General features: G+C 71.0%; 8 protein-coding genes. All 8 read left to right on the forward strand.

The annotated features are described in order from the left end of the window. Positions 1–85 precede the first annotated feature (85 nt). The 8 genes from ABZ552_RS26985 to proB all read left to right on the forward strand — a co-directional run bounded on the left by ABZ552_RS26985 (position 86) and on the right by proB (position 9930). Complete coding sequence (locus ABZ552_RS26985; protein WP_281881108.1) at positions 86–1456, forward strand: folylpolyglutamate synthase/dihydrofolate synthase family protein; 1371 nt, start codon at positions 86–88, stop codon at positions 1454–1456. 190 nt (positions 1457–1646) lie between these two features. Further along, a complete protein-coding gene (locus ABZ552_RS26990) occupies positions 1647–2063 on the forward strand; it encodes a DUF4233 domain-containing protein (RefSeq protein WP_357440716.1) in 417 nt (138 codons plus the stop codon). A gap of 118 nt (positions 2064–2181) precedes the next feature. Further along, on the forward strand, positions 2182–2598 hold the full coding sequence (gene ndk / locus ABZ552_RS26995) for a nucleoside-diphosphate kinase (protein ID WP_281874944.1): 417 nt from the start codon (positions 2182–2184) through the stop codon (positions 2596–2598). Positions 2599–3068: 470 nt separating this feature from the next. Next, positions 3069–6221 (forward strand): translation initiation factor IF-2 N-terminal domain-containing protein, encoded by a 3153-nt coding sequence (locus ABZ552_RS27000; RefSeq protein WP_357440574.1) that lies wholly within the window; start codon positions 3069–3071, stop codon positions 6219–6221. 330 nt (positions 6222–6551) lie between these two features. Further along, positions 6552–6863 (forward strand): 50S ribosomal protein L21, encoded by a 312-nt coding sequence (gene rplU, locus ABZ552_RS27005; protein WP_039796660.1) that lies wholly within the window; start codon positions 6552–6554, stop codon positions 6861–6863. A 22-nt stretch (positions 6864–6885) separates the two neighbouring features. Further along, entirely contained in the window at positions 6886–7152 is a 267-nt protein-coding gene (gene rpmA, locus ABZ552_RS27010) for a 50S ribosomal protein L27 (protein WP_040775807.1), read from the forward strand. Between the two features lie 122 nt (positions 7153–7274). After that, on the forward strand, positions 7275–8729 hold the full coding sequence (obgE, locus tag ABZ552_RS27015; RefSeq protein ID WP_281874942.1) for a GTPase ObgE: 1455 nt from the start codon (positions 7275–7277) through the stop codon (positions 8727–8729). A gap of 100 nt (positions 8730–8829) precedes the next feature. Then, positions 8830–9930, forward strand: a complete 1101-nt coding sequence (gene proB, locus ABZ552_RS27020) for a glutamate 5-kinase (RefSeq protein WP_159845456.1) — start codon at positions 8830–8832, stop codon at positions 9928–9930. The last annotated feature ends 338 nt before the right edge of the window (positions 9931–10268 follow it).

A 10268-nucleotide genomic window follows, 5' to 3' on the forward strand; every position in this document is an offset into this window, starting at 1 on the left:
CGAGCCGGAACCGCAATACGGCGACGACGAGCGCCGTGGCGGCGCGCGGCTCGGCTCCGGCCCCTCGCCGGTGGAGCTGGCGGAGATGGCGCTGGTCGAGGCGGAACTCGACCGGCGCTGGCCGGAGACCAAGATCGAGCCCTCGCTCACCCGGATCGCCACGCTGATGGATCTGCTCGGCTCGCCGCAGCAGAGCTACCCGGCGATCCACATCGCGGGCACCAACGGCAAGACCTCGGTGACCAGGATGATCGACGCGCTGCTCACCGCGCTGCATCGGCGTACCGGCCGGATCACCAGTCCGCATCTGCAACTGGCCACCGAGCGGATCAGCATCGACAACGCGCCGATCACGCCCGCGCGGTACGTGGAGATCTACCGCGAGCTGCTGCCGTACGTCGAGATGATCGACAAGCAGTCGGCGGCCGCGGGAGGTCCCGCGATGAGCAAGTTCGAGGTGCTCACCGGCATGGCGTTCGCCGCCTTCGCCGAGGCGCCGGTCGACGTGGCGGTCGTCGAGACGGGATTGGGCGGCACCTGGGACGCCACGAACGTGGTCGACGGGCAGGTCGCGGTGATCACGCCGATCGGCTTGGACCACACCGAGTACCTCGGCCCGGACCTCACCTCGATCGCGGGCGAGAAGGCCGGGATCATCAAACGCGCCCCGGCGGGCCTGGTGCCGCGCGACAACGTCGCGGTGATCGCGCAGCAGGAACCGGAGGCGATGGAGGTGCTGCTGCGCCGCGCCGTCGAGATGGACGCCGCGGTCGCGCGCGAGGGCTCGGAGTTCCGCGTGCTCGCCCGGCAGATCGCGGTGGGCGGGCAGCAACTCGAGTTGCAGGGCCTCGGCGGGGTGTACGACGAGATCTTCCTGCCGTTGCACGGCGAGCACCAAGCGCGCAACGCGGTGCTCGCGCTCGCGGCGGTGGAGGCGTTCTTCGGCGCGGGCGCGCAACGCAAGCTCGACATGGACGCCGTGCGCGCCGGTTTCGCGAGCGTCACCAGCCCCGGGCGGCTGGAGCGCATGCGCAGCGCGCCCACCATCTTCATCGACGCCGCGCACAATCCGGCCGGTGCGCAGGCGCTGGCCGCGACGCTGACCGACGAGTTCGACTTCCGCAAACTGGTCGGAGTGGTCGCGGTGCTCGGTGACAAGGACGCCGCCGGCATCCTCACCGCGCTGGAGCCGGTGCTGGACGAGATCGTCGTCACCAGCAACGGTTCGCCCCGCGCGCTGGACGTGGAGACGCTCGCCGACCTCGCGGTCCAGCGGTTCGGTGACGAGCGCGTGGTCTCCGCCGCCACGCTGCCCGACGCGCTGGAGACCGCGATCGCGATCGCCGAAGAGGTGGGCGAGGCGGGCGAGATGGTCTCCGGAGCCGGAGTGATCGTGACAGGGTCGGTGGTCACGGCGGGCGCGGCCCGCGCGCTGTTCGGGAAGGACCCGGCGTGAGCGCCGGGTGCGCGGACGGCAGCCTATCCGGCCACGGCGGGCCCGTGGACGCCGAGAAGCACCGCAGGAACGCCGGACACTTCGTGAGCCCGGCGGACGCCGAGGAGGGCACAGCATGAGCGGTCAGGCCTGGAGGCGGAAGCGCAGCGTGACCACGCAGGGCCCCGCTCATGCCGACAACAAATCCAGCATGAGCGAACCGGCCGACCGAGACGAGCAGGTGGTGCCCGCCCCCGCGACCGACCCGTGGAAGGGGTTCCGCGGGGTGATGGCGGGGACGCTGGTGCTGGAGGCGATCGTGGTGCTGCTGGCCCTGCCGGTGGTGGCGGACGTCGGCGGCGGGGTGACCTGGTTGTCGGGCACCTATCTCGTGGTCCTCGCGGTGGTGATGTTCCTGGGGGCCGGATTGCAGCGGCGGTCCTGGGCATTGCCGTTCAATCTCGGCCTGCAAGTGCTTGTCCTGCTCGGCGCGTTCATCCACCTGTCCATCGGCGTGATCGGCGTGGTGTTCGGCGTGGTCTGGGGCTTCATCCTGGTGCTGCGAGCCGACGTGCGCGGCCGGATGGAGAAGGGCCTGCTGCCCAGCCAGCGCATCCAGCGGTCGTAGCCGGAGGACTCAGGAGAGGACGCTGCCGGTCTGTTGCCGAGGGGGCGGCGGCGCCGGGGCGCCGATCAGCCGGACCGCTGGTGCGCTGCCCGCAAGTGTGCCGGATAGGCTGTTCGCCGTGACTGAGCAGACGTTGGTACTCATCAAGCCGGACGGTGTGGCCCGTGGCCTTGTCGGCGAGGTGCTGGCACGGATCGAGCGCAAGGGCCTGAAGATCGTCGCCCTCGAACTGAAGCACGTGTCGGAGGAACTGGCCCAGGGCCACTACGCCGAGCACGCCGAGAAGCCGTTCTTCGGGTCCCTGATCGAGTTCATCACCTCGGGCCCGGTCGTCGCGGCCATCCTGGAGGGTCCCCGCGCGATCGCCGCGTTCCGCCAGATCGCCGGCGGCACCGATCCGGTGGACAAGGCCGTGCCCGGCAGCATTCGCGGAGACTTCGCTCTGGAGACCCAGGAGAACCTGGTCCACGGCTCGGATTCCCCCGAATCGGCCAAGCGGGAGATCGCGCTCTGGTTCCCCGAGCGGCCCGCCTGACCACGTCTCGATCGTCGTGCCCGCGCCGCCGCGACACCGGTGTTCGCGCCGCGGGCCGGACCGAGTCGAGCGCCGATGGCGAACGCCCGGCGCGGGGTGTGGGATACTGGCATCGGCTGCATTCGACGCCGACTGTTCGTGCAGGTGCGCGAACGAGACGTGACGAGCGCAGCCGGATGACACCACGGCTCGATGCCGATCATCGCTGCCACGGGTAAATGGCCTGGTCACCGGGTCGGATATCCGTGTAGGCACGCTGGATGAGCGCTCGAACCGCGGAGTTCAGCCATACAGCCAGGCGCCGCGTGACCAGTTAGCCCGAACGACGAACGACCGAGGAGATAACCGGGCACGCGGGGCGAGACCACTTGATCTCGCGCCCACCGGGTGCGAGTCGAACGGACAGCGCCCCCGCGTCGGCCGCGTCACTCCCGCCGGGAGGGACGCGCCCGGGGGCCCGAGGAGACTTCGTGGCCGATCAAGAGCCGCTGGATACAACATCACAGGATGCCGAACAATTGCCGGAGCGAATCCGAGTTCACGCACTCGCCAAGCTGCTGGGGGTAACGAGCAAGCGCATCCTGGCCAAGCTGACCGAGATGGGGGCGGACGCGCGCAGCGCGCAGTCGAACGTCGACCGCGCGGTCGCCGAGTCGGTGCGCGACGCCTTGGTGACGGTCGAGGCCGATGCCGCCGAGCAGCCCGCCGTGGGGCAGGCCGAGCCCCCCGCACCGCCGCAGGCCGCCGAGCCCGCGGCGGACGCGGCAACACCGGCCGAACCTCCGGAACCACCGCGCGCGGCCGAGGCCGACGCGTCCTTCACCGGTACGGGCGTCATCTTCTCCGCGCCGGACGTGCCGAGCGCCACGCAACCGTCCACCGGCGCGGCGGCGCACCACACGCAGCTGTTCACGCACTCGGTGCGACCCGAGGCCGAGCCGGTGACCCCGGCGGTGTTCGAGTCCGCCGCCGTCGTGCAGGCGCCGCTGTTCCTGTCGCCGGACGCCGCGGCCGCCGAGCAGGCGCGCAGACAGCGGCGCGCCGAGCGGGAAACCCGGCACACCGAGCAGCAGGCGCCCGAGCCCGCCGAGGACGAGACCGAGGTCGAGGACGAGCGCGAGTCCGACCAGCAGGGCGAAGCCGACGGCCAGCCCCGGCGCAGGCGCCGTGGCCGCCGCGGCCGGGGTCGTGGCAGGGGTGAGCAGCAGTCCGAAGCCGACGGCGACGGCGAGGACAACGACGACGAGACCGAGACCGAGACCGTGGACGAGTCGGCCCCCACGGCTTCCGAGCCCGCCGAGGCGGAGTCCGCGGAGACCGGCGATGGCGAGGACGAGGACGGCGTGCCGGAAGGCTCGAGCCGCCGCCGCCGTCGCCGTCGTCGCCGCAAGGTGGCCGGTGAGTCCGGCGAGAACGAGGCCTCCGACGACGATCCGCCGAACACGGTCGTGCACGAGCGCGAGCCGCGCAACAAGACCCGCAGCCGCGCCGCGTCCGACGAGGTCCAGGGCATCACCGGCTCCACCCGGCTGGAGGCCAAGCGGCAGCGCAGGCGGGACGGCCGTGAGGCGGGCCGCCGCCGTCCGCCGATCCTGACCGAGTCGGAGTTCCTGGCCCGGCGCGAAGCGGTGGACCGCGTGATGGTCGTGCGCGAGAAGTCCTTCCCGGACCACCCGACCGCGACGCAGGTGGCCGTGCTCGAGGACAACGTCCTGGTCGAGCACTTCGTGACCAGCACCGGTTCGGCGTCCATGGTGGGCAACGTCTACCTGGGCAAGGTGCAGAACGTGCTGCCCAGCATGGAAGCCGCGTTCGTCGACATCGGCCGCGGCCGCAACGGCGTGCTCTACGCCGGTGAGGTCAACTGGGAAGCCGCCGGTCTCGGCGGCAAGGAGCGCAAGATCGAGCAGGCGCTCAAGCCCGGCGACCAGGTGCTGGTCCAGGTGAGCAAGGACCCGGTCGGCCACAAGGGCGCGCGGTTGACCACGCAGATCAGCCTGGCCGGTCGTTTCCTGGTGTACGTGCCCGGCGGCACCTCCACCGGCATCAGCCGCAAGCTGCCCGACACCGAGCGCAAGCGGCTGAAGGAGATCCTGCGCGACATCGTGCCCGCCGACGCCGGTGTGATCATCCGCACCGCTTCCGAAGGCGTCAGCGAGACCGAGCTGGCCCGCGACGTGGAGCGGCTGCAGGCCACGTGGCGCACGATCCAGCAGCAGACCGGCAAGGACAACAACGCGCCCAAGACGCTCTACGAAGAGCCCGACCTGCTGGTCAAGGTCATCCGCGACCTGTTCAACGAGGACTTCTCCAAGCTGGTCATCGAAGGCGACCGGGCCTGGAGCACGGTCGAGAAGTACATCGGCACCGTCGCGCCGGACCTGCTCGCCCGGGTCAACCGGCACGAGAACAACGGCGTCGACGTGTTCGAGACCTACCGGATCGATGAACAGCTGGCCAAGGCGCTGGATCGCAAGGTGTGGCTGCCGTCGGGCGGCACCCTGGTGATCGACCGCACCGAGGCCATGACGGTGATCGACGTGAACACCGGCAAGTTCACCGGTTCCGGCGGCAGCAATCTGGAGGAGACGGTCACCAGGAACAACCTGGAGGCCGCCGAGGAGATCGTGCGCCAGATGCGGCTGCGCGACATCGGCGGCATGATCGTCGTCGACTTCATCGACATGGTGCTCGAGTCCAACCGCGATCTGGTGCTGCGCCGCCTGACCGAGGCGCTGGGCCGCGACCGTACCCGCCATCAAGTCTCCGAGGTCACCTCGCTGGGGCTGGTCCAGATGACCCGCAAGAAGCTCGGCACCGGCCTGGTCGAGGCGTTCTCCACCACCTGCGAGCACTGCCACGGCCGCGGCATCCTCGTGCACACCTACCCGGTGGAGCCCGGTTCCGGCGAAGAGACCGCGGGGCGCACCCGCGAGAGCGGTTCGCGCAGGCGGCGGGGCCGCGACAAGGGTGCGGCCGCGCCCGCCCAGCCGGCCAACGGATCCGGTCCCGCGCCCGAGCACCCCGAGGAAGAGGCGGCGGTCAAGCGGGCGCATCCGGTGGCGCTGGCGATGGCGGCGCACCAGTCCGACGAGCCCGAACAAGCCGAGGACGCCGTCGAGCCGCGGGTCGCGGTCGCCGACGAATCCGCCGCGGAGCCGGTGGTCACGGAGACCGTCGAAGCCGCGGTGGCGGTGCCCGCCGAGGAGCCCGAGACCGAGCCCGCCGAAGTGGTGGAGGTCATCGAGGAAGTCGAGAAGGTCGAGCCGGTACCGGCGGAGGAGCCGGTCTCCGTCGCGGAGTCCGCTCCGGCCGCCGAGCCCGAGCCTGTCGCCGAACCCGTCTCGGCTGCCGAGCCCGTTCCGGCATCGGAGAACGGTGCGGCCGCCAACGGTGTCGCCGCACCGGCGGCCCGTCCGGCTCGTCGCCGAAGGGTTGCCCGTTCGGCCGCCGCACCGGCGGCGGACAGCTCGGGAGCGGTGTTCGTGCTGCCCACCGGTGATCAGGCGCCCGCCCCCGCGATCGACTACTCCCAGCCGGAAGCGGCCGAATTGCCGCAGCGCAACCGGCCGCGCAGGCGGGCGGTCGGCCGCCCGGCCGGTGCGCCGGAAGCGCCGAACTGAGTCCTCGCCCACGTGCCGTGGCCCCCGCCGGTCGTTCCGGTGGGGGCCACGTGCGTCCGGGCAGCGAACCGGTGGCATGACCGCGGCGCGGGCGTGGACGCCGGTTTGGTCGTCGCGGTAGCCGTCCTGTAATCTTGGACAGTCGCTGCCCGGTGACAACATATTTTGTCTTCGTGGCCCGGTTCTCGACAGTTCGATACCGAGAGCCACCAGATGCCGAGGCGGTGGCGATTACCAGACCAGTCGTGTGGCGGTTTCCGGTGGTTTCAGACCGGAGGAGTCGCCGCGTGAGCAAGTGCCGAGCACTATAGGAAGAAGGGCAGCCGACCGATGGCAACGTACGCGATCGTCAAGACCGGCGGAAAGCAGTACAAGGTCGCGGTCGGTGACCTGGTGAAGGTCGAGAAGATCGAGGGTGCGCCGGGCACCGCCGTGGCGCTGGATCCCGTCCTCGTCGTCGATGGCGCGGAGCTGACCACCGATGCCGACAAGCTGGCCAAGGTCTCCGTGGCCGCCGAGGTGGTCGAGCAGACCAAGGGTCCGAAGATCCGCATCCACAAGTTCAAGAACAAGACCGGCTACCACAAGCGCCAGGGTCACCGTCAGCCGCTGACGGTCCTCAAGGTCACCGGCATCAAGTAAGACATCCCGAGGAGAACCAGCTATGGCACACAAGAAGGGCGCGTCCAGCTCCCGGAACGGACGTGATTCCAACGCCCAGCGACTCGGCGTCAAGCGCTTCGGCGGCCAGTCGGTCAAGGCGGGCGAGATCCTGGTGCGTCAGCGCGGCACCCACTTCCACCCCGGCGTGAACGTCGGCCGTGGCGGTGACGACACCCTGTTCGCCCTGGCGGCGGGCGCGGTGGAGTTCGGCACCAAGCGTGGACGCAAGACCGTCAACATCGTGGTCCCGGAGCCGGTTCAGGCCTGACCGCCGAACCACTTCCGGATTAACAGCGAGCGGGTCAGGGTCTCGGAACCCTGGCCCGTTTTTCGTGTTCTCGAACGACCAGCGTCCAGTACGACCAGTCCCGAAGGAGGATGATTCGGCGTATGTCCAAGTTCATCGACCGCGTCGTACTGCATGTGCGTGCGGGTAAAGGCGGCCACGGTTGCGCCTCGGTGCACCGCGAGAAGTTCAAGCCGCTCGGCGGGCCGGACGGCGGCAACGGCGGCAACGGCGGCGACGTCATCCTCGAGGTCGACTCCAACGTGCACACCCTGCTGGACTTCCACTTCCACCCGCACGCGAAGGCAGGCAACGGCAAACCGGGCGAGGGTGGTAACCGGGACGGCAAACAGGGCGGCGACCTGGTGTTGAAGGTGCCCGACGGCACCGTGGTACTCGACGACGACGGCAAAGTGCTCGTCGACCTGGTCGGTGCCGGCAACCGTTTCATCGTCGCGCGTGGCGGCCGAGGCGGGCTCGGCAATGCCGCGCTGGCGTCGAAGGCCCGTAAGGCGCCGGGTTTCGCGCTGCTCGGCGAGGACGGCGAAGAGCTCGACCTTGTCTTGGAGCTGAAGTCGGTCGCCGACGTCGGGCTCGTCGGCTTCCCTTCGGCGGGCAAGTCCTCGCTGGTCTCTGTGCTGTCGGCGGCCAAGCCGAAGATCGCCGACTACCCGTTCACCACGCTGGTGCCGAATCTCGGCGTCGTCGCCAGCGGCGACACCACGTTCACGGTCGCCGATGTGCCCGGGCTGATTCCCGGCGCCAGCGAGGGCCGCGGACTTGGCCTGGACTTCCTGCGGCATCTCGAGCGCTGCGCGGTGCTCGCCCACGTGGTGGACTGCGCGACACTGGAGCCGGGCCGCGACCCGGTCTCCGACGTCGACGCGCTCGAGGCCGAACTCGCCGCCTACCAGCCCGCGCTGAGCGCGGACGCCGGGCTCGGCGACCTGGCCGACCGCCCCCGGGTGGTGATCTTGAACAAGATCGACGTGCCCGACGCGGCCGAACTGGCCGAGATGGTGACTCCGGAGTTCACCGAGCGCGGCTGGCCGGTGTTCGAGATCTCCGCGGTGAGCCGGGCGGGTCTGCGCCCGCTGACGTTCGCTCTCGCCGACCTGGTGCGCCGGTACCGCGAGGAGCATCCGCAGGCCGCGCCGAAGCGCCCGGTCATCCGCCCGATCGCGGTGGACGAGACCGGATTCAGCGTCATCGCCGACCCGGAGGAGCCGGGCGGCTTCATCGTGCGCGGCACTCGGCCGGAGCGCTGGGTGCGGCAGACCCAATTCGACAACGACGAGGCCGTCGGCTACCTGGCCGATCGGCTGGCCCGCCTGGGCGTGGAAGACGAACTGGTGCGGCAGGGCGCGGAACCGGGCGCGCCGGTGACCATCGGCGACGTGACGTTCGACTGGGAGCCGCAGATCTCCGCGGGCATCGACATGGTGCCCACCGGGCGCGGCACCGACATCCGGCTGGAGCAGACCGACCGGGTCAGCGCGGCCGAGCGCAAGCACGCGTCCCGGGTGCGACGCGGTCTCGTGCGGGAAGACGAGGAATAGGCGGGGCATTCGTCCCGGCTACCGTGGATTCGATTGTGGTGCAGGGAGTTCGGTGGCGATGCAGGTGAGGTCTATCAGCGCCGAGGCGGATTCCTCGGGCCTGAGCGAGGCGCGGCTGGCGATCGCGGCGGCGCGCCGGGTCGTGGTGAAGATCGGTTCGTCGGCGTTGACCAGTCTGAAGGGCGGCCTGGATACCGCACGGCTGGATCGGCTCGCGGACGCGGTGGAGGCGCGGATGCGCGCCGGATCCGACGTCGTCGTCGTGTCCTCGGGCGCGATCGGCGCGGGCATCGCGCCACTCGGCCTGACCAGCCGTCCGCGTGATCTGGCCACCAAGCAGGCCGCGGCGAGCGTCGGGCAGCTCGCCCTCGCGCACGCGTGGGGCACGTCGTTCGCCCGCTACCACCGCACGGTCGGGCAGGTGCTGCTGAGCGCCGACGACTTCGCGCGCCGCGAGCACCACCGCAACGCGCAGCGCACCCTCGATCGCCTGCGCTCGCTCGGCGCGGTGGCCGTGGTGAACGAGAACGACACGGTCGCGACGGAGGAGATCCGCTTCGGCGACAACGACCGGCTCGCCGCGCTGGTCGCCCACCTGGTCGGCGCCGACGCGCTCGTGCTGCTGTCGGACGTGGCGGGCCTCTACGACGGCGACCCGCGCAAAGGAGCGGCCACGCTGATCCCCGAAGTGCGCAGCAGCGCCGATCTGGACGGCGTGATCGCGGGCAGCGGCGGTGCGCTCGGCACCGGCGGCATGGCGTCCAAGCTGTCGGCGGCGCGGCTGGCCGCGGACGCCGGCGTACCGGTCCTGCTGGCCGCCGCCTCGTCGGCCGCTACCGCACTGACCACCGGCACCGTGGGCACCGCGTTCGCCGCGCGTCCGGTGCGGTTGTCCGCCCGCAAGTTCTGGGTGCGGCACGCCGCCGACAGCCGCGGCGCGCTGCTCATCGACGACGGCGCCGTCCAAGCGGTGGCGCACCGGCGCCGGTCGCTGCTCGCGGCCGGGATCGTGGGCGTCCGCGGCCGCTTCTACGGTGGCGACGTGGTCGACCTGGTGGCCCCCGACGGCCGCGTGGTCGCCCGGGGTGTCGTCGAATACGACAGCACCGAACTGGCTGGCATGCTCGGCCGTTCTACCGCCGAACTCCCCGACACCATGCAACGTCCCGTCATCCACGCCGACGACCTGGTGAAGGTCTGATCGCACCTGGTGCTGAACTCCGCGGCCGGGCACCGGCGCACAGCGGATGTCGACCTGCGATCCGGAGTTCGCCACGCGTGGTGAAGTGCTGGGGCCGGACTCGGCTCCGGCCCCACGGCGGTATGACCGTGTCCCAGCGAGCTGTCAGGAGGGCACGACGCCGGGTTGGTTGGTCGTCGGAACCTGCTGCTGGCTGCCATCCACCGGCCCGGTGACGCCGGGTTGGCCATTCGGGTCGGGCATCGGCACGGCTGGGCCGGGAGCAGGAGACGGTGCGGGCGGCGGGCTCGGCGGTTGCGCCGGGGCCGGCGGTGGGCTCGGTGGTGGCGGCGCGGAGG

It is taken from the genome of Nocardia sp. NPDC019219 (genome assembly GCF_040632645.1).
GTDB classification, from domain to species: Bacteria; Actinomycetota; Actinomycetes; order Mycobacteriales; family Mycobacteriaceae; genus Nocardia; species Nocardia sputorum.

Coding starts and splice junctions, on each gene's coding strand:
- ABZ552_RS26985 (WP_281881108.1), top strand. CDS start 86: ATGGCGCTGGTCGAGGCGGAACTCGACCGGCGCTGGCCGGAGACCAAG.
- ABZ552_RS26990 (WP_357440716.1), top strand. CDS start 1,647: ATGAGCGAACCGGCCGACCGAGACGAGCAGGTGGTGCCCGCCCCCGCG.
- rplU (WP_039796660.1), top strand. CDS start 6,552: ATGGCAACGTACGCGATCGTCAAGACCGGCGGAAAGCAGTACAAGGTC.
- rpmA (WP_040775807.1), top strand. CDS start 6,886: ATGGCACACAAGAAGGGCGCGTCCAGCTCCCGGAACGGACGTGATTCC.
- obgE (WP_281874942.1), top strand. CDS start 7,275: ATGTCCAAGTTCATCGACCGCGTCGTACTGCATGTGCGTGCGGGTAAA.